This is a genomic window from Streptomyces sp. AK010 (genome assembly GCF_014207295.1).
GTDB classification, from domain to species: domain Bacteria; phylum Actinomycetota; class Actinomycetes; order Streptomycetales; family Streptomycetaceae; genus Streptomyces; species Streptomyces massasporeus.
This window is the reverse complement of the sequence record NZ_JACHCX010000008.1, coordinates 1-17,359: the sequence shown is the minus strand read 5'-3', so window position 1 is coordinate 17,359 and position 17,359 is coordinate 1. Positions and strand designations below refer to the sequence as shown.

General features: G+C 72.0%; 12 protein-coding genes and 1 pseudogene. 6 read left to right on the top strand and 7 right to left on the bottom strand.

Features of this window, described 5'->3' with window-relative positions; all coding sequences use genetic code 11:
* Window positions 1-185 precede the first annotated feature (185 nt).
* The 4 genes from HDC93_RS17130 to HDC93_RS17115 all read left to right on the top strand — a co-directional run bounded on the left by HDC93_RS17130 (window position 186) and on the right by HDC93_RS17115 (window position 7,880).
* Window positions 186-1,454 (top strand): aspartate aminotransferase family protein, encoded by a 1,269-nt coding sequence (locus HDC93_RS17130; protein WP_185011744.1) that lies wholly within the window; start codon window positions 186-188, stop codon window positions 1,452-1,454.
* Window positions 1,451-4,318 carry an FAD-binding and (Fe-S)-binding domain-containing protein gene (locus HDC93_RS17125; protein WP_185011742.1) on the top strand — a complete coding sequence of 956 codons (2,868 nt, stop codon included), beginning with the start codon at window positions 1,451-1,453 and terminating at the stop codon, window positions 4,316-4,318. The genes HDC93_RS17130 and HDC93_RS17125 overlap by 4 nt, the downstream gene beginning before the upstream one ends.
* A complete protein-coding gene (locus HDC93_RS17120) occupies window positions 4,315-5,754 on the top strand; it encodes an NAD-dependent succinate-semialdehyde dehydrogenase (protein WP_185011740.1) in 1,440 nt (479 codons plus the stop codon). Before HDC93_RS17125 ends, HDC93_RS17120 begins: the two co-directional genes overlap by 4 nt.
* 86 nt (window positions 5,755-5,840) lie before the next feature.
* On the top strand, window positions 5,841-7,880 hold the full coding sequence (locus HDC93_RS17115) for a heavy metal translocating P-type ATPase (protein ID WP_185011738.1): 2,040 nt from the start codon (window positions 5,841-5,843) through the stop codon (window positions 7,878-7,880).
* A 9-nt stretch (window positions 7,881-7,889) separates the two neighbouring features.
* Here the strand turns inward: HDC93_RS17115 and HDC93_RS17110 are convergent.
* Both HDC93_RS17110 and HDC93_RS17105 read right to left on the bottom strand, forming a co-directional pair.
* A pseudogene (locus HDC93_RS17110) lies at window positions 7,890-8,958 on the bottom strand (LacI family DNA-binding transcriptional regulator).
* A gap of 84 nt (window positions 8,959-9,042) precedes the next feature.
* Window positions 9,043-9,405, bottom strand: a complete 363-nt coding sequence (locus HDC93_RS17105) for a hypothetical protein (protein WP_185011736.1) — start codon at window positions 9,403-9,405, stop codon at window positions 9,043-9,045.
* A gap of 321 nt (window positions 9,406-9,726) precedes the next feature.
* Here HDC93_RS17105 and HDC93_RS17100 point away from each other — a divergent pair, with 321 nt between their 5' ends.
* Window positions 9,727-10,125 carry an SseB family protein gene (locus tag HDC93_RS17100; protein WP_030844525.1) on the top strand — a complete coding sequence of 133 codons (399 nt, stop codon included), beginning with the start codon at window positions 9,727-9,729 and terminating at the stop codon, window positions 10,123-10,125.
* On the opposite strand, the gene HDC93_RS17095 is transcribed toward HDC93_RS17100, so the two are convergent.
* The 5 genes from HDC93_RS17095 to HDC93_RS17075 all read right to left on the bottom strand — a co-directional run bounded on the left by HDC93_RS17095 (window position 10,122) and on the right by HDC93_RS17075 (window position 14,928).
* A complete protein-coding gene (locus tag HDC93_RS17095; protein WP_185011734.1) occupies window positions 10,122-10,547 on the bottom strand; it encodes a MarR family winged helix-turn-helix transcriptional regulator in 426 nt (141 codons plus the stop codon). The genes HDC93_RS17100 and HDC93_RS17095 overlap by 4 nt on opposite strands.
* A gap of 151 nt (window positions 10,548-10,698) precedes the next feature.
* The gene (locus HDC93_RS17090) at window positions 10,699-11,730 is read right to left on the bottom strand and encodes a LacI family DNA-binding transcriptional regulator (RefSeq protein WP_185011732.1); all 1,032 of its coding nucleotides are present in this window, start codon (window positions 11,728-11,730) and stop codon (window positions 10,699-10,701) included.
* The gene (locus HDC93_RS17085) at window positions 11,727-12,638 is read right to left on the bottom strand and encodes a carbohydrate ABC transporter permease (protein WP_185011730.1); all 912 of its coding nucleotides are present in this window, start codon (window positions 12,636-12,638) and stop codon (window positions 11,727-11,729) included. Before HDC93_RS17085 ends, HDC93_RS17090 begins: the two co-directional genes overlap by 4 nt.
* Window positions 12,635-13,612: a carbohydrate ABC transporter permease gene (locus HDC93_RS17080; protein WP_185011728.1), complete on the bottom strand. Its 978-nt coding sequence runs from the start codon at window positions 13,610-13,612 to the stop codon at window positions 12,635-12,637. The genes HDC93_RS17085 and HDC93_RS17080 overlap by 4 nt, the downstream gene beginning before the upstream one ends.
* On the bottom strand, window positions 13,609-14,928 hold the full coding sequence (locus HDC93_RS17075; RefSeq protein ID WP_185011726.1) for an ABC transporter substrate-binding protein: 1,320 nt from the start codon (window positions 14,926-14,928) through the stop codon (window positions 13,609-13,611). Before HDC93_RS17075 ends, HDC93_RS17080 begins: the two co-directional genes overlap by 4 nt.
* 182 nt (window positions 14,929-15,110) lie before the next feature.
* Between HDC93_RS17075 and HDC93_RS17070 the strand changes: the two genes are divergently transcribed.
* Complete coding sequence (locus HDC93_RS17070) at window positions 15,111-17,129, top strand: beta-galactosidase (protein ID WP_185011724.1); 2,019 nt, start codon at window positions 15,111-15,113, stop codon at window positions 17,127-17,129.
* The last annotated feature ends 230 nt before the right edge of the window (window positions 17,130-17,359 follow it).

Below are 17,359 nucleotides of genomic sequence, written 5' to 3'. Positions count from 1 at the left end.
ACCTGCGCAAGAGCTGTCCACGGGTGGGACAGGGGGTGCCTCGGGGGTCCGGCGGTTGACACAACGTCCGAACAACGGGTTCCGGCCGGACAGATCACGCGTTGTCGGCGGTCGCCGCGGCCTGGATGCTCGGACACCGGAGCTCAGCCAAGCAACCACACCTCGTCGTACGGCCGGGAGACACCATGACCGCACTGTCGCCGCACCTTCGCCAGGCCACGCCCGTCGTGGCGGCCCGGGGCGAGGGCGTCCACCTCTACGGTGAGGACGGCCGCCGCTACCTCGACTTCACCGCCGGCATCGGCGTCACCAGCACCGGGCACTGCCACCCCAAGGTCGTGGCGGCGGCGCAGGAGCAGGTGGGCACGCTGATCCACGGCCAGTACACGACCGTGATGCACCAGCCGCTGCGCCGCCTCGTCGACAAGCTGGGCGAGGTGCTGCCGGCCGGCCTGGACAGCCTGTTCTTCACCAACTCCGGCAGCGAGGCCGTCGAGTCGGCACTGCGGCTGGCCCGCCAGGCGACCGGCCGGCCGAACGTCATCGTCTGTCACGGCGGCTTCCACGGCCGTACGGTCGCCGCCGCCTCCATGACCACCTCCGGCATCCGCTTCCGCTCCGGGTTCTCCCCGCTGATGAGCGGCGTGGTCGTCACCCCCTTCCCGACCGCCTACCGCTACGGCTGGGACGAGGAGAGCGCCACCCGCTTCGCCCTGAAGGAACTCGACTACACCCTCCAGACGATCTCCTCGCCCGCCGACACGGCAGCGATCATCGTCGAGCCGGTCCTCGGTGAGGGCGGCTACGTCCCCGCGAACCGCGCCTTCCTGGAAGGCCTGCGCGAGCGGGCGGACCGGCACGGCTTCCTCCTGATCCTCGACGAGGTGCAGACCGGCGTCGGCCGCACCGGCCGCTTCTGGGGCCACGACCATTTCGGCGTCACCCCCGACATCCTCGTCACCGCCAAGGGCCTGGCCAGCGGCTTCCCCCTCTCCGGCATCGCCGCCTCCGAGGAACTGATGACCAAGGCATGGCCCGGCTCGCAGGGCGGCACGTACGGCGCCAACGCCGTCGCCTGCGCCGCCGCCTGCGCGACGCTGGACGTCGTACGCGACGAGAAGCTCGTGGAGAACGCCGAGGCGATGGGCAAGCGGCTCCGTCAGGGCCTGGAAGCCGTCGCCGACCGGACCCCGGGCATCGGTGACGTCCGCGGCCTCGGCCTCATGCTCGCCACCGAGTTCGTCACCGAGGACGGCGGCCCCGACCCGGAGACCGCCGCCCGCGTCCAGCGCGCCGCCATCGACGAGGGCCTGCTCCTGCTGCTGTGCGGCGCCTGGAACCAGGTCGTCCGCATGATCCCGGCGCTCGTGATCGACGAGACGGGCGTCGACGAGGGCCTCCAGGCCTGGGCGAACGCCGTCGAAGCCGGAACCTCGGGAGCGTCGGGCCGATGACCACCGCCACCCGCGACCTGGCGGGTCTCGTGGCCCGTGTCGCCGAGCTCGCGCCCGGTCTGCGGGTGGAGATTGGCCCGGGGGCCACCGGCCCCTACGCCTACGACGCCTCCAACTACCGTGTGCCGCCGAGGGCGGTGGCCTTCCCGCGTTCCGCCGACGACGTGGTCGGTGTGCTGCGGGCCTGCCGTGAGGCGGGGGTACCGGTCACCGCCCGGGGCGGCGGCACGAGCATGGCGGGCAACGCCGTCGGGCCGGGTGTGGTGCTGGACTTCTCCCGGTACATGAACCGGATCCTGGACATCGACGTCGAGGCGCGTACGGCGCGGGTCGAGGCGGGGGTGGTGCTGGACGCGCTGCGCAGTGCGACCGCGCTGCACGGGCTGGACTTCGGCCCGGACCCGTCGTCGCACAGCCGCTGCACCCTCGGCGGCATGATCGGCAATGACGCGTGCGGGAACCGGTCGGTGCGCGACGGGCGGACCAGTGGGCATGTCGAGGCGCTGGAGATCGTGACGGCCGACGGCGTGCGGGCCGTGGCCGACCACCGCGGGCTGCATCCGGTCGATCCGTCCGACGCCGGTGTCGTGGCCCGGCTCGAATCCGGCCTCAAGCGCCTGATCGAGCAGAATCTGGCACCGATCCGGACCGAGCTGGGCCGCATCCCTCGGCAGGTCTCCGGCTACCAGCTCCACCACCTCCTGCCGGAGAACGGCTTCGACCTGGCCCGTGCCCTGGTGGGCTCCGAAGGCTCCTGTGCGGTCGTCACCGCAGCGACGGTCCGCCTGGTGGCGACCGCACAGGCATCCGCCCTCCTCACGCTCGGCTACGACGACGTGGTCGCGGCGGCCGAGGACGTACCGGAGATCCTGCGCTTCTCGCCGAGTGCGGTGGAGGGCATGGACGAGGCGATCGTCGCCACCATGCGCGCCCGCCGCGGCCCCGATTCCGTCACCGGCCTGCCCGAGGGCCGCGCCTGGCTGTACGTCGAGCTCGAAGGCGACGACCAGGCCGAGGTGAACGCCCGGGCCGCCGAGCTGCTCGGCCTGCTGAAAAACCTGGGACGGCTGACCGGCGGCCGGGTCGTGCAGAGCCCGGCGGAGCGGCGGTCGTTGTGGCGGGTGCGTGAGGACGGCGCCGGGCTCGCCGCCCGGCTCGTCGACGGCAAGGAGTCCTGGCCGGGCTGGGAGGACGCCGCCGTCGCCCCCGAGGACCTGGCCGCCTACCTGCGCGGATTCCGCAAACTGCTCGCCTCCCACCAGCTGACGGGGGTGCTGTACGGGCACTTCGGCGCAGGGTGTGTGCACGTACGGATCGACTTCGACATGACCACCGGCACCGGCCGGGAGGTCATGCGACGCTTCCTCGCCGAGGCCGCCGCTCTGGTCGTCGAGCACGGCGGCTCCCTGTCGGGTGAGCATGGTGACGGGCGTGCGCGCAGTGAGCTGCTGGAGGTGATGTACAGCCACCGAATGATCGCCGCGTTTGCCGCATTCAAGCAGGTCTTCGACCCGGACGGGCTGCTCAATCCCGGTGTGATCGTCGATCCGGCCCCGTCCGACGCCGATCTCGCGCTGCGTGAGTTGCCCTTGGTGGACACGACGTTCGGCTTCCCGCACGACGAGGACGGTTTCGCCGGTGCCGTGCGCCGCTGCGTCGGGGTCGGGCGTTGCCGCAGTGAGTCCGGCGGGGTGATGTGCCCCAGCTACCGGGCCACGGGTGAGGAGAACGACTCCACCCGAGGCCGGGCCCGCATGCTCCAGGAGATGGTCCGCGGCGAGGCCGTCACCGACGGCTGGCGCTCCACCGAGGTGCGCGACGCCCTCGACCTGTGTCTGTCGTGCAAGGCCTGCTCCAGCGACTGCCCGGTCGGCGTCGACATGGCCACCTACAAGGCGGAGTTCCTCCACCAGCACTACCGCGGCCGCCTGCGCCCCCGCTCCCACTACTCCCTGGGCTGGCTACCGAGGACATCGGCGCTCGCGGGATACGCCGCCCGGCCGGTCAACGCCCTGCTGCGCGGCCCGCTCGGCAGGCTCCTGGCCCGCCTGGGCGGCGTCACCACCGAACGCGAAATCCCCGCCTTCGCCTCCCGCCGCGCCCTGCGCACGACCCTGCGCGCGGCACAGCCCGCAGGGCCCGCCAAGGCGATCCTCTTCGTCGACAGCTTCACCCGCGCCTTCCGCCCGAAGGTCGCGGGAGCGGCGAGCCGGGTGCTCGCCGACGCCGGCATCCCCTGCACCCCCCAGGACGGCCTGTGCTGCGGACTGACCTGGGTCAGCACCGGCCAACTGGACACGGCACGAAAAGTCATGGCCCGCACCGTCGCCGCCCTCGACAACGGCGACGACCGGCCCGTCGTGGTCGCCGAACCCAGCTGCGCCGCCGCCCTCAAACGCGACGTACCCGAACTCCTCGGCACCGAGGCCGCCCGGCGCGTAGCCGACCGCGTGCAGACCTTCACCGGGGCACTGACCGACCTCGCCGACGAGAGCTGGACCCCGCCGCCCCTGCCCGAGAACGTCGTGCTGCAGACCCACTGTCACGAGTACGCCACGTTCAAGGGCCGCCGCCCCGCCGATCTCCTGCGCCGCCTGGGCGTACGCGCGGTCGACGAGGCCGAGGGCTGCTGCGGACTGGCCGGCAACTTCGGCTTCGAAGCCGAGCACTACGACACCTCCATCGCCGTCGCCGACCTCGCCCTCAAGCCCCGGCTGGACCGGCTGGACGGACGCCCCGTCGTCGCCGACGGCTTCAGCTGCGCCACCCAGATCGACCACCTCGCCGGCGACCAGGACATCCGCGCCCTGCACCTCGCCGAACTCCTCGACCCCGCCGCCGATCAACCAGGAGAGACGACATGACCGAGGTACTGACTCAGTTGTTCATCGGCGGTGCCTGGGTGGACGCCGCGGACGGTGCCACCATGCCCGTCGACGACCCCGCCACCGGCGAGATCCTCTGCCACGTCGCCGACGCCGGCCCCAAGGACGCCCGGCTCGCGGAGGAGGCGGCCGTCCAGGCCCAGGCGGACTGGGCCCGCACCGCGCCCCGGGCACGCAGCGAGATCCTGCGCCGCGCGCACGAGATCATCCTGGAGCGCACCGACGAGCTGGCCCATCTGATGACCTCGGAGATGGGCAAGCCGCTCGCCGAGGCCCGGGGCGAGGTGGCCTACGCGGCGGAGTTCTTCCGCTGGTTCTCCGAGGAGGCCGTGCGGATCGACGGCGGCTGCGGGCTGCTGCCCGACGGCCGCAACCGCATGCTGCTCTCCCGTCGTCCGGTCGGCCCCTGCCTGCTGATCACGCCGTGGAACTTCCCGCTGGCCATGGGCACCCGCAAGATCGGCCCGGCGATCGCGGCCGGCTGCACGATGATCCTCAAGCCGGCCCCCCAGACCCCGCTGTCCAGCCTCGCGCTGGCCGGGATCCTCAAGGAGGCGGGCCTGCCGGACGGGGTGCTGAACATCGTCACCACCTCCCGCGCCGGTGAGGTGTGCGAGCCGCTGCTGCGCGGCGGCCGGATCCGCAAGCTGTCCTTCACCGGCTCCACCGCCGTCGGCAGGCTGCTCCTCGCGCAGTGCGCCGACACCGTCGTACGCACCTCGATGGAGCTGGGCGGCAACGCCCCGTTCATCGTCTTCGACGACGCCGACCTGGACGTGGCCGTGGACGCCGCGATGGTCGCCAAGATGCGCAACATGGGCGAGGCCTGCACAGCGGCCAACCGGTTCTTCGTCCACCGCTCGGTGGCCGACGAGTTCGGGCGGCGGCTCGCCGAGCGGATGGGTGCGCTGGTGGTGGGGCCCGGCACCCGCAGCGGCGTGGACGTCGGTCCGCTGATCGACGCCACCGGACGCGCCAAGGTGGAGGAGCTCGTCGCCGACGCGGTGGAGCGCGGCGCCGAGGTGCTCGTGGGCGGTCGGAGGCCTGAAGGGCCGGGCAACTTCTATCCGCCGACCGTGCTGGCCGGCGTCGACCCCGCGAGCCGTCTGATGGACACGGAGATCTTCGGCCCGGTCGCCGCGATCCTCACCTTCGACGACGAGGACGAGGTCCTGCGCCGCGCCAACGACACACCCTGGGGACTGGTCGGTTACGTCTTCACCCAGGGGCTGGACCGGGGCCTGCGCGTCAGTGAAGGTCTGGAGGTCGGCATGGTCGGCCTCAACACGGGCCTGGTCTCCAACCCGGCGGCCCCCTTCGGCGGGGTCAAGCAGTCCGGGCTCGGACGCGAGGGCGGCCGGGTCGGGATCGACGAGTTCCTGGAGTACCAGTACGTGGCCGTGCCTGTGCGGTGAAGCGGAACCTTCATATGAAGGCATGAATGAGTCTTCATGTGTTCCTGTATGGTGGGGGTGAACGCGCCCCCGTCTGAAGGACCCTGATGACCTCCACGCTCACGCGTCAGCCGGTCGAACGGCAGCAGCCCGAGCGTCCCGGGGCCCCGCCCCGGCGGCGCACCCGTGTCCTCGCCCTCCCCGAGGCGCGCTGGGCCGCGGCGGCCAGCGTCCTCTTCCTGCTCGCGCTGCCCTTGCAGCTGACCGGCGCCCCGGCCTGGACATGGGGACCGCTGTACGCCCTGTCGTACGTCACGGGCGGCTGGGAGCCGGGGTGGGAGGGGCTCAAGGCGCTCAAGGACCGCACGCTCGACGTCGACCTGCTGATGGTCGTCGCCGCGCTGGGTGCCGCCGCGATCGGTCAGGTCATGGACGGCGCGCTGCTCATCGTCATCTTCGCCACCTCCGGCGCGCTGGAGGCACTGGCCACGGCCCGCACCGCCGACTCCGTCCGGGGGCTGCTCGACCTGGCCCCCGTCACGGCCACCCGCCTGGGTCCCGACGGCGGTGAACAGGCCGTGGTCGTGGAGGATCTGACGGTCGGCGACCTCGTGCTCGTACGCCCCGGGGAGCGCGTCGGCGCCGACGGCCGGGTGCTGGACGGGGCGAGCGAGGTGGACCAGGCGACCATCACCGGCGAGCCGCTGCCCGTGCCGAAGGAGCGGGGCGACGAGGTCTTCGCGGGCACCCTCAACGGCACCGGCTCACTCCGGATCCGGGTGGAGCGCGACGCGTCCGACTCGGTGATCGCCCGCATCGTCCGGATGGTGCAGGAGGCGTCCGAGACGAAGGCGCCCACGCAGCTGTTCATCGAGAAGGTCGAACAGCGCTACTCGCTGGGCATGGTGGCCGCCACCCTGGCCGTCTTCCTGGTGCCGCTCGCCTTCGGCGCACAGCTCACCGACGCGCTGCTGCGCGCCATGACCTTCATGATCGTCGCCTCGCCGTGCGCGGTCGTGCTGGCCACCATGCCGCCCCTGCTGTCGGCCATCGCCAACGCCGGGCGGCACGGCGTGCTGGTGAAGTCGGCCGTGGTGATGGAGCGGATCGGTCAGGTGGACGCGGTCGCCCTGGACAAGACCGGCACCCTCACCGAGGGGAGCCCGCGGGTCACCGACGTCCGGCCGCTGCCCGGATCCCACCTGGACGAGGGGGAGTTGCTGACGCTGGCGGCCGCCGTCGAGCGGCCCAGTGAGCACCCGCTGGCCCGGGCGGTGGTGGACGCGGCCCGCGCGCGCGGCCTCGGCCTGCCCGAAGCGCGGGATTTCACGTCCGCGCCCGGTGTGGGGGTCACCGCCGTCGTCGGCGGCCGTACGGTCGCCGTGGGCGCACCGGCCCGGCTCCTGGACGCCGCCGACGGCACGGCCGTGAAGCTGGAGGAGTTCGCCCGGACCGCCGACGGCACGGCCGTGAAGCTGGAGGAGTTCGCCCGGACCGCCGCGGAACTGGAGGAGTCCGGTCGTACCGCCGTCCTGGTCGTCGTCGACGGCACCCCCGCCGGACTGCTCGGCATCGCCGACCGGCTGCGCCCGGACGCCGCCGCCACGGTCACCTCCCTCGCCCGGCTCACCGGCAGCGCTCCCATGCTCCTCACCGGCGACAACCCCCGGGCCGCCGCACACCTCGCCGCCGAGGCGGGTATCGACGACGTGCGCGCCGGGCTGTTGCCGCAGGACAAGCTGGACGCCGTCCGGGAGCTGGAGAGCGCGGGCCGCAAGGTGCTGGTCGTCGGGGACGGCGTCAACGACGCGCCCGCCCTGGCCGCCGCGCACACCGGGATCGCCATGGGCCGGGCCGGCTCCGACCTGGCCCTGGAGACCGCGGACGCCGTCGTCGTGCGCGACGAACTCGCCGCCGTCCCCGCCACCGTCGCCCTGTCCCGCCGCGCCCGCAGGCTGGTCGTGCAGAACCTCGTGATCGCCGGGGTGTTCATCGCCGGACTGGTCGTCTGGGACCTGGCCGGTGACCTGCCGCTGCCGCTGGGTGTCGCGGGCCACGAGGGCTCCACGGTCCTGGTCGGTCTGAACGGGCTGCGGCTGCTGAGGGAGGGGGCCTGGCAGCGGGCCGCCGCCGGGGAGAGCAGCTGACGAACGCCCTCAGCGCACCGGTGGGGGTCCGCTGCTGGCCCGCGTCACCAGATCCACGGGCACGAGCGTGTCGGCGCGGGACCGCTCGCCCGGGCCGTCGATCCGGTCCAGGAGGAGACGCAGTGAACGGGTGCCGATCTCCGCGAAGTCGGTGCGGACGGTGGTCAGCGGCGGCAGGAAGTGCGCCGCCTCGGGGATGTCGTCGTAGCCGACGACGCTGACGTCACCGGGGACGGACCGCCCCGACTCGTGCAGGGCGTGCAGCAGGCCCAGCGCCATCTGGTCGTTGAAGGCGAACACCGCCGTCACCTCCGGTCGCCGGGCCAGCCGGCGGCCCAGGTCGTAGCCGGAGTCGGCGCTCCAGTCCCCGACGAGGCTCCGGTACGGCGGCTCCGGCGGCCCGGAGCGTCGCCCGCCAGCTCGTCAGCCGGTGGTCGGCGGAGGTCCAGCCGGCCGGGCCGGCCATGCGCCACACGGTCGTGTGGCCGAGGGCGAGGAGGTGCTCGGTGGCCTTGCGGGCACCGGTGCGGGAATCGCCGGTGACCAGGGGAGTGCTGTCGTCGAGCGCGCTCTCCAGCACCACCAGGTCAGTGCCCAGATCGGTCGTCTCCGCCAGGGCCCGGCCCACCCACAGCTGCGGCGCGATCGCGATCACGCCGTCCGCACCCTCGGCCGACAGCCGCTTCACGGCCTCGACGACGGTGGCGCGGTCGGCCGTGCCGAGGGCGATGGAGCTGACGAGGTAACCGGCTTCCTGCGCGGCCGTGCTGATCGCCGTCAGGATCGAGGCGGGGCCGTACCGGGCGGCGTCGAAGGAGATCACCCCGAGCATCCGGGTCCTGCCACTGGCCAGGGACCGCGCGCTGCGGCTCGGCCTTTAGCCGAGCGTGCGCATGGCCTCCGAGACCGCCTCGCGCGTCTCGGGACGGACGGCCGGATGGTCGTTGAGCACCCGCGACACGGTCTGCTTGGAGACGCCGGCCATCCGGGCCACGTCGGCCATCACCGGCCGCGCCCCCGCGAAGTTGCGCCTGCTGCGGCCCTTGGGAGCGGGACCGTCGGGGGCGCTCGGTGTCATGGCGGGTGATCCTCGATGTCGGTACGGCGGTGCTGAACCCGCCCGGCAGGAGCTCAGCATAGGCCGGGCGGGTGCCCGGAAGTCTCAGCCGGTCCGGACGCTCCAGCGGCGCGTGGCCACCCATGCGGCGTCCAGTACACGCGCCTCCCGCCGGGCGTCACCCGACCGCCCCGGCACGTGCACGGGCGCGTCCCGGGCCAGCGGCAGCACCTGCAGCCGAAGCCCCTCCGTGAGTGGCGCCCCGGCCGGCATCCGGTCCAGCCCGATGTCCCAGACCCGCCCCGAGCAGAACTGGCCGGCGACCAGGACGTCCCCCGCGTAGGCCCGCGCCAGGTCCCCCGTCCAGCGCAGCCCCAGCAGCACACCCGCGGGGTCCCGGAGCAGGTCCTCCGGTACGTCGACCCGGTGCTGGGCCGCCGCCGCGTCGATGTCCTCCTCGCGCGGCACGCTCGCCCGGCCTGACGGGAGTGCTCGGCAGCGTCAGCGAGGGCGCCGGCGGGAAGTCGACCGTGAAGGCCGTGCCGGGGTAGTCGAGGGCACAGTCGCGCACGTCTGGATCAGACGTCTGATGTTGCCGGTAACATCAGACGCCAACGTTTCGCGGGAACCCGGGGACACCCCGGCCCTCACAAGATCTCCCCCGTGCTCCCACCAACCCCGGAGATCCACCAGGGTTGCCCCGTTCCCGTTCGGGTACGCGAGCAGGACCGCACCCGGGCGGATCATGCCCGGGCGCGCCGCACGACCGCCGCTACCAGGGAATCTGCCATGGAGACACCAGCAAACGACCCCACGCCCACGCCCGCCCAGCGGGCTTTGGACGTCCTCGCCGAGAACACCGAGGACACGGCGGCTCTGGACGCGCTCGCCAACAGCGACGTGCTCATCCCCGTGCCCGACGACGCCAACGATTCCGACGCCGCCAACCCCTCGGCGGTGGCGCTTCCGGTGCTGGAGCAGCCGGGCGGCGAACCGGTGGTGCCCGTGTTCACCTCCGAGGTGGAGATGGCCGGGCTGCTGCCGTTCGTTTCCCGCTACCGCCTGGTGCCCCTCGGCGCCCTCGCCGCACAGTGGCCGGCCGACGACCTGTCGCTCACCATCGACGGCAGCTCCGAGCACCGCCTGACGCTGACCTCGGAGGGAGTCCGCACCCTGCTGGCGCGCTAGCGGGGCGACCGACCCGATCCGGGCCTGGGCGGCTCTCCGCCCAGCGTCCGGGACAGGGCTGCCCGCTGCAGCGGCAGCACCTCGGCGTGCAGGTCACGGCCCCTGGACGTCAGAGCGACCCACACACCTCGCCGGTCCTCCGCGCAGACGGAGCGCGTCACCAGCCCGTCCTTCTCCAGCCGGGCGATCAGCCGCGACAGCGCGCTCTGACTGAGATGGACCCGCCCCACGAGGTTCTGCACCCGGCACTGCTCGCCCTCGTCGGGCGCCGCGGTCGCGAGCATGTCCAGCACCTCGAAGTCGGAGGCGCCGAGACCGTGCGGATGCAGCGCCCGGTCGATCTCGCACATCGTGCGGGCGTGCGCCGACAGGATGTCCCGCCACCGGTCCTCGAGCTGCCCACCAGCCGTTTTCGACGCCATAGGGGAACGGTAACACCGGTGCAGGGTTCAATGACCGTGCATGCAGTACGGGCTGGCGGCTCCGGCCCGAAGGCTCGTGCAGTTCGGTCTCGCGGCTCCGGCCCGAAGGCTCTTGGAGCACGGTCTCGCGGCCCCACCCCCCTCCGGGGCCCTACGTCGACTCCCGCTTCACCAGCTCCGTCGGCAGGATCACCGCCGCCGGATCCTCGCCGCCGATCTGCGCGAGCAGCACCCGCACCATCTCGTTGCTGATGCGGTCCCACGGCTGCCGGATCGTCGTCAGCTCGGGGCTGGATGCCACGGCCGCCGGAGAGTCGTCGAACCCGCCGACCGCCACGTCCTGCGGCACCCGCCGCCCGGCCCGCTGCAGGGCCGCGAGCACGCCCTGCGCCATGAGGTCGGAGGCCACGAACACCGCGTCGATGTCCGGGGCCTGCGCCAGCAGCCGCTCGGTACCCGCCTCGCCGCTCGCCCGGCTGTAGTCACCGGAGACGACCAGCCGCTCGTCGGACTCCAGGCCCGCTTCCGCGAGCACCTCCCGGTAGCCGGCGAGACGCTCGACACCGCCGGGCGTGTCCAGCGGACCGGTCACCGTGCCCACCCGGCGCCGCCCGAGCGACAGCAGGTGACGCACCATGTCACGGGCCCCGTCCCGGTCGTCGGCGGCCACATAACTCACCTTGGAGGCCAGTCCGATCGGCTTCCCGCACGCGACCAGCGGCACCCCCGCCTCGCGCAACCGCTCGGCGACCGGATCACCGGAGTGACTGGAGACCAGCAGCACCCCGTCGACGTGCCCGGCCGTGATGTACCGCGTGATCCGCCGCCGTTCGTCCTCGGTCCCCGCCAGCATCAGCAGCAGCGGGATGTCGTGCGCGGCCAGCGCCTGGGTGCAGCCACGCAGCAGGACGTTGAAGTTGGGGTCCTCGAAGAACCGCTCCTGCGGCTCCGTGAGCAGGAAGCCGATCGAGTCGGACCGCCCGGTGATCAGGGACCGGGCGTGCCGGTTGACCACGTAACCCGTCCTGCGGATGGCGGCGTTGACCGCCTCCTGGGCGGCCGGACTGACGTAGTGGCCACCGTTCAGCACGCGCGAGACGGTGCCGCGCGAGACGCCCGCCTCGCGTGCCACGTCATGGATCGTGGGCGGCCTGCGCCTGCCTCCCGTAGCGTTCACGGTCACGACTTTACGGCTCCCGAGAGCAGATCCAGACTCCAGAACCGCTGGATGACCAGGAAGAGGGCGACCAGCGGCAGCACCGCGAGGAAGGCTCCGGTGATCACCAGGGTGTACAGGGCCGGGGTGTTGGCGCCCTGCTCCAGCAACGTGAACAGGCCGAGCGTGATCGGGAACTTCTCGTCGTCGCCGAGCATGATGTACGGGAGCAGGAAGTTGTTCCAGATCGCCACGAACTGGAACAGGAACACCGTCACCATCCCGGGGATCATCATCGGCAGCGCGATCCGGGTGAAGATCCGCCACTCGCTCGCCCCGTCCATGCGTCCCGCCTCGATCACGTCGGCGGGCACCGCGGCGGCGGCGTAGATCCGCGCGAGGTAGACGCCGTACGGGAAGAGGATCTGCGGCAGCAGGACGGACAGGTAGGAGTCGGTGAGGTCGGCCTTCGCGAGCAGCAGGTACTGCGGGACGGCCAGGCTGACCGGCGGCATCAGCACACCCGCGAGCAGCACGTTGAAGATCGTCTCGCGGCCGCGGAAGCGGTAGGCCGAGAGTGCGTAGCCGCTGACCGCCGACACGCATGTCGACAGCAGGGCCCCGAGTCCGGCGTACAGGGCGGAGTTGGCCATCCACTGCCAGTAGACGCCGTCGCGGTAGGCGGTCAGGTCCCGGACGTTGTCGGCGAAGCCGGTGCCCGGCAGGAACGTGAAGGTGGAGAACAGCTCACGCCCGGACTTGGTGGCGGCGACGACCACCCAGGCGACCGGCAGCAGGCAGTACAGCGCGCCCAGCAGCAGGGTGACCGTGGGGACCAGAGCGATCCGGCGGCGCAGCGGTGGGCGGCGGTCCTGGGCCGTGCCGGGCGTGCTGTCCGCCCTCGGCTCTGCCTGGGGGACGGCGAGGGAGCTCATCGGGCGGCCTCCTGCTTCTGGCGACAGTTCACGGCCCGCAGGAAGCCGAACGAGAGGAGGAGCGTGGCGAAGGCGATGATCACGGCCTGCGCCGCGGCTCCGTGGATGTCACCTTCGCCGAAGGCGTCCCGGTACACCTTCATCAGCGGACTCCACGTGGTGGAAACGGAGTTGGTGAGCGGCTTGAGGGTGGTTGGCTCGTTGAACATCTGGAGCGTCGCGATGATCGAGAAGAAGCAGGTCAGCACCAGTGAGGGCCCCACCATCGGGATCTTGATCCGCAGCGCGATCTGCGTCGGGGTGGCGCCGTCCAGCTTGGCGGCCTCGTACACCTCCGCCGGGATCGCCCGGAGCGAGGTGTAGATGACGATCATGTTGAAGCCGGTGCCGCCCCACACCGCGATGTTCGACAGGGCGAGGTACAGCGGCCCGCCGTCCAGCAGGTCCGGCTGCGGCATCCCGAGCTTGTCGAGGACGTAGTAGAAGGGGCTGACGTCCGGCAGGTAGAGGAAGCCCCAGAGCAGGGCGGCCACCACGCCGGGGATGGCGTACGGCAGGAAGATCGCGAGTCGGGTGACGGGCGCGAGCCGCACCTTCTCCGAGTCGAGCATCAGCGCGAACAGCAGGGCGAGGCCGAGCATGACGGGCACGACGATGCACCCGTAGCCGAGCACCCGCAGGGCGCCGTGCAGCAGTTCGCTGTCGGAGAGGGCGTCGGTGTAGTTCTCCACACCGGCCCAGACCTCCCCGCGGGCGCCGGAGCCGAGGCCGAGGCCCGAGACCTTGACCTTGCGGAAGCTGAGCCAGAGCGCGTAGCCGATGGGCAGGGCGAAGAACAGGGCGAAGAGGCTAGCGGCTGGGAGGAGGAAGAAACAGGGGGCGCTTCGCGCTCGTTCGAGGGTGGTGGTGGGAGACGGGTGGGCGCACGGGGCGCCCTCCACCCCGTACGACCGCCGGCGTGCCGTGCTGTTCACGGAGCGACCTCGAAGCCCTGCTTCTTCATGTCGGCGACGGTGTCGGCCTGCATCTCGTCCAGGGCGGCGCCGAAGTCGGACTTGTTCTTCGCGGCGGCGCCGAAGGCGTCCTTGAACGTGGTGTAGGCGACGTTGACGTTCGGGCCCCAGGCGGAGGGCGCGGTGGTCTCGGCGATGTCGGCGGCCTTGCGGTAGAAGTCGGCCTGGTGGGAGAAGTAGGCCGGCGGCTTGAGGAAGGCGCCGCTGGTCTGGGCGTTGGTGGCGGCCGGGTAGATGCCGCTCTCCTTCGCCAGCGCGTTGAGGGCCTCGCTGTCGGTGTTCAGCCAGGTGGCGAACTTCGCGGCGGCCGCCTGGTGCCCCGAGTCGGTGGTGACGGCGGTGGAGGAGCCGCCCCAGCTGCCGGTGCGGTTCTCGCTCGCGGACCACTGGGGGAGCGGGGCCATGGCCCACTTGCCCTTGGTGTCGGGTGCGGCGGTGGTCAGGGTGCCCGGTGCCCACACGGCGCTGACCCAGGCGATCTGCTTGCCGGTGTTGAGCGCCTTGTTCCAGGCCGGGGTGTACATCGGCTGGTTGTCGAGGGCACCCTCCTTCACCAGGCCGCCCCAGAACGCCGCGACCTTCCGTGTGGCCGCGTCGTCGATGGAGACCTTCCACTGGTCGCCGGAGGTCGTCCACCACTTGGCGCCGGCCTGCTGGGCGAGGCCCGCGAAGAGGCCGGAGTCGTTGGCGGAGAAGGTGGTGAGGTCCTTGCCGGGGGCCGCCTTCTTCAGCTTGCGGGCGGTCTCGGCGAACTCGTCCCAGGTCGTCGGCACCGTCAGGCCGTACTGCTTGAACAGGTCCTCGCGGTAGTAGAACATCATCGGCCCGATGTCCTGCGGAACCGCGTAGACCGCGTCGGTGCCGAGCGTGGTCTGCTGCCAGACGCCGCCGGCGAACTTGTCCTCGGCCCCGCCGACGTTCTTCGAGATGTCCGCGAGCGCGTCGTTGCTGACCAGGGTGGGCAGCGCCTGGTACTCGGCCTGCACCAGGTCGGGTGCCTTGCCGGCCTTGTGCGCGGTGAGGATCTTGGTGACCAGCGTGTCACCGGACGCCTGCTTCTTCACCGTGACGGTGATCCGGTCCTTCTTGCCCGGCCCCTTGTTCCACAGGTCCACGACCTTGTCCATGCCGGGTGTCCAGGTCCAGTACGTCAGCGAGGCCGGCCCCGACCCGGTCTCGCTGTCCGCGGATTCCGAGCCGCAGGCGGCGAGGGTGGTGGCGCCGAGGGCGATGGCGACGGCGGTTCTCACGAGGCGGCGGCGCTTCGTGTACGGCATGGATCTCTCCCCTGACCTGGGGTCCCCGCCTGCTGCGAGGACCTGCCATGCTTCTGTGAGCGTTCACAGTAGAGAAACATCCCGGACACTTGTCAATGGTTGTTGCTGTGCGGTTATGTTGGGCTCCGCGCCGCGTCGGCGTGTGTGCACGTTCCCAATTTTCGACTACCGGGAGACCATCCATGCCGGAGACCACCCCCAGGGGCCTGACCAGGCTCGCCTTCGGCGGGGACTACAACCCCGAGCAATGGCCGGAGAGCGTCTGGCAGGAGGACGTCCGGCTGATGCGGGAGGCCGGCGTCACCCTGGTGAGCGTCGGGATCTTCTCCTGGGCCCTGCTGGAGCCCTCACCCGGCCGCCACGACTTCGGCTGGCTGGACCGGCTCCTGGACCTGCTGCACGAGCAGGGCATCCGCGTCGACCTCGGCACCCCCACCGTCGTACCGCCCGTCTGGTTCTACCGGGCCCACCCCGAGGCGCTGCCGGTGACCGCCGAGGGCGTGCGGTACGAGTTCGGCTCCCGGGCGGCCATCTGCCACAGCAACGCCGACTACCGCGAGGCCGCGGCCTCCATCACGCACCAGCTCGCCGAACGCTACGGCGACCACCCGGCGCTGGCGATGTGGCACGTCCACAACGAGTACGGCGTCCCCGTCTCCGCCTGCTACTGCGCGTCCTGCGCCGCCCACTTCCGCCGCTGGCTGGCGACCACGTACGGCACGGTCGACGCGGTCAACGAGGCCTGGGGCACGGCCTTCTGGGGCCAGCGCTACGGTGACCTCGAGGACATCAACCCGCCCCGGCTCACGCCCGCGGCCGTCAACCCCGCCCAGGCGCTGGACTACAAGCGGTTCGCCGACGCCACCATGCGCGAGAACTTCCGCATGGAACGGGACATCCTGCACCACCTCTCGCCGGGCGTCCCGGTCACCACCAACTTCATGACGGCGCTGAGCCAGTGCGACTCCGTCGACTACTGGGCCTGGGGCCGCGAGGTCGACCTGGTCACCAACGACCACTACCTGATCACCGACGGCCGCCGCACCCACGTCAACCTGGCGATGGCCGCCGACCTCACCCGCTCCGTCGCGGGCGGCGCCCCCTGGCTGCTGCTGGAGCACTCCACCTCGGGTGTCAACTGGCAGCCCCGCAACCCCGCCAAGGCCCCCGGCCAGATGGCCCGCAACTCCCTCGCCCATGTGGCGCGCGGCTCCGAGGGCGCCCTGTTCTTCCAGTGGCGCCAGTCCCGGCGCGGTGCCGAGAAGTTCCACTCGGCGATGGTCCCGCACGGCGGCACCGACACCCGCGTGTGGCGCGAGGTCGTCGAACTCGGCGCGTCCGTCGAGGCGTTGAGCGAGATCCGCGGCACCCGCACCGAGGCCGACGTGGCCGTGCTGTGGGACTGGCACTCCTGGTGGGCGCAGAACCTCGACTGGCGCCCCAGCGTCGACCACGAGGCCCGCGAGCGCGCCGACGCCTTCTACGAGGCCCTCTACGACCGCCACCTCACCGTCGACTTCGCCCACCCGGAAGCCGGCTTGTCGAGGTATCCCCTTGTCGTCGTACCGGCCCTGTACCTCATGACGGAGGCGGCCGGGCGCAACCTGAAGGCGTACGTCGCAAACGGCGGGACGCTCGTCGTCTCGTACTTCTCCGGCATCGTCGACGAGCACGACGCCGTCCACGAGGGCGCCCACCCGGGCCCGCTGCGGGACGTCCTCGGCCTCACCGTCGAGGAGTTCTCCCCGCTGCTGCCCGGCGAACGGGTGCGTGTCACCGGCCCGGACGGGACCGAGCTGGCCGCCGACGTGTGGACGGAGTTCGTGGTGCCGCGCGGCGCGGAGACCGTCCTGACCTACGCCGACGGTCCCACCGCCGGTCTGCCCGCCGTCACCCGGCACCGTCTCGGTGAGGGCACCGCCTGGTACGTCTCCACCCGGCTCGGCGTCGACGGCCTCGACGCGCTGCTCGGCCGGGCGGGCGAGGACACGCGGCTCGCCCCGCGCGATCTGCCCCGGGACGTCGAAGTGGTCCGGCGCACGGGCGCGTCGGGCACCTACCTGTTCGCGGTCAACCACACCGGCTCGGACGTCAAGGTGCCGCTGGAGGCCGCCGGCACCGAGTTGCTGACCGGTGAATCCGCCACGGGCCGCCTCGCCGTCCCGGCCGGAGCCGTCCGGGTCGTCCGGCTCGACGGCTGATCCGACTCCCTCCGCCCGCGCGTGCCACGAGCCGCGGGCGGAGGGTCCTCACCTGTCCCCGGGTGAGGAAAGCACCTCCCCACCCCCACGTCGAAGGGACGACGGACGACGATGTTCCATCCCAGACGCACCCTCAGAGGGCGTTTATGCAGGTCAAGGCCCGTACATGCCTTATGCGAGTGTCCCATTTCGTCGAGGATGCCCCGATGAGTGAAGAACATCGCCCGGCG

Coding starts and splice junctions, on each gene's coding strand:
- HDC93_RS17120 (WP_185011740.1), top strand. CDS start 4,315: ATGACCGAGGTACTGACTCAGTTGTTCATCGGCGGTGCCTGGGTGGAC.
- HDC93_RS17095 (WP_185011734.1), bottom strand. CDS start 10,547: ATGGCGTCGAAAACGGCTGGTGGGCAGCTCGAGGACCGGTGGCGGGAC.
- HDC93_RS17125 (WP_185011742.1), top strand. CDS start 1,451: ATGACCACCGCCACCCGCGACCTGGCGGGTCTCGTGGCCCGTGTCGCC.
- HDC93_RS17100 (WP_030844525.1), top strand. CDS start 9,727: ATGGAGACACCAGCAAACGACCCCACGCCCACGCCCGCCCAGCGGGCT.
- HDC93_RS17085 (WP_185011730.1), bottom strand. CDS start 12,638: ATGAGCTCCCTCGCCGTCCCCCAGGCAGAGCCGAGGGCGGACAGCACG.
- HDC93_RS17070 (WP_185011724.1), top strand. CDS start 15,111: ATGCCGGAGACCACCCCCAGGGGCCTGACCAGGCTCGCCTTCGGCGGG.
- HDC93_RS17075 (WP_185011726.1), bottom strand. CDS start 14,928: ATGCCGTACACGAAGCGCCGCCGCCTCGTGAGAACCGCCGTCGCCATC.
- HDC93_RS17130 (WP_185011744.1), top strand. CDS start 186: ATGACCGCACTGTCGCCGCACCTTCGCCAGGCCACGCCCGTCGTGGCG.
- HDC93_RS17115 (WP_185011738.1), top strand. CDS start 5,841: ATGACCTCCACGCTCACGCGTCAGCCGGTCGAACGGCAGCAGCCCGAG.